Raw genomic sequence first — 1636 nt, forward strand, 5'->3', positions numbered from 1 at the left:
TTTAGAAACATAAAATTCAAAAGTTTTGAACCGCAATTTATTCAGCCTGAGTTTTTTTCGCTATTACTTGCAACGTTGTTGTGTATTGAAAGTTGCGTTTAAAGTGAACGGCTATTTTCCGCAGGAAAATTGATGTTCACAAAAAAGCAACTACTTTTGGTTAGGATAAAAATAAGCAATTTTTTATACACGGTGTTGGGCGTAGGTTATTTTATTTATCGATTTTTCTAAATTAAATTCCTAATTATTTTACATTCAGAACATTTTTCGTTTTCTTAAAATTCTAAAATTCTAAAATTCTAAATTTTTCAACTTTTTCCAAATTGTCTTAAACCTTGAAATTTTAGTTCTCACAAAGTTTGGCTGCGTTCAATTTTTCGTTTTCTTAAAACTCTAAATTTTTCAATTTTTTCTAAATTGTCTTAAACCTCAGAATTTTAGTTCTCACAAAGTTTGGCTGCGTTCAGTTTTTCGTTTTCTTGAAATTCTAAATTTTTCAATTTTTTCTAAATTATGTTAAACCTCAGAGTTTTAGTTCTTACAAAGTTTGGCTACGTTCAATTTTTCGTTTTCTTGAAACTCTAAATTTTTCAGTTTTTCTAAATTGACTTAAAATTCAATATTTCACTTTTTTTTTGGTTAAATTGTCTTTAAAATAACGAATTTTTATAGCTTATCTGAGTTTACTTTTAACTTACGCCCAACGTTGTTGTGTAATGAAAGTTGCGATTTTTGTGAACGGCTATTTTCCGAAGGAAAATTGTTGTTTACAAAAATGCAACTGCTTTTAGTTAAGCACTAATTTAGCAATTTTTTTTACACGTTGTTAGGCACTGTATTTTTTATCGAGATTATTTTTCAGTATTTTTAATTCCTTTATATATTTTTCTTCTTCATTATAAACTTTCATTATTCTTTCTGCAAACTTCTGAAGAAATGACTCATACATTAACCTCATATTTTGGTTCAAAAATGTTTTGTCTTTTTCATTGGTGATATTTATTTCAACAATATCGCTTAATTCCATTAAGGATTTTAATATAAACTGAAAACTTAAGAAAATACCATAGGTTTCAAATTTTTGTCCTGAATAGAAGTTGGGTTTCTCAATTCTAATTACATATTCGTTAAGTGCGTTTAAGCCTTTGTAAATGATGTGATTTGGTTTTGTAATTTCTCCACTTCTACTATAGGTCGGTGTTGGTTCCACAATAAATTCCAGATTGTCTAAATGATTTTTGAGAGATTGATATAGCGAAATATAATTGTTGAAAACTCTGTCGTATGAATTTCTTTCCTTTTCTTCCTTAAGAGATTTTACTTGAATTTCATTCGCTTTTAGTTGTTCTTGAAAAGAAATGTAAACCAAAAAAGCTCCGAATAAATTAATGATTGGAGCGGTAATTCCACCAATAGTATCTCCAATCTGTCCAGTGTTAGAAAAATCTAAATTTTCAAATATAGCAGGTCTTGTAAATAGGAAAAGTGATAAAATAATTAGTAAAATTCCAATTGATAAAAAGGTAATGTTTTTGTTCTTCATTAGTTTTATATTGTGCCTAACGTTGTTGTATATGGTTTGTTGCGTGTTTCAAGCAACTAATTTAGTAAATAATTACCGACCAAGAAAGTCCGC

Annotated in this window: 1 protein-coding gene; it reads right to left on the reverse strand. The window is 27.8% G+C overall.

Annotated features, from left to right (window positions below; genetic code table 11):
• Positions 1–826: 826 nt before the first annotated feature.
• Positions 827–1543: a hypothetical protein gene (locus GQS58_RS16780; RefSeq protein WP_166388043.1), complete on the reverse strand. Its 717-nt coding sequence runs from the start codon at positions 1541–1543 to the stop codon at positions 827–829.
• Positions 1544–1636: the final 93 nt, after the last annotated feature.

The organism is Polaribacter sp. 11A2H, from assembly GCF_011379025.1.
Lineage (GTDB): Bacteria > Bacteroidota > Bacteroidia > Flavobacteriales > Flavobacteriaceae > Polaribacter.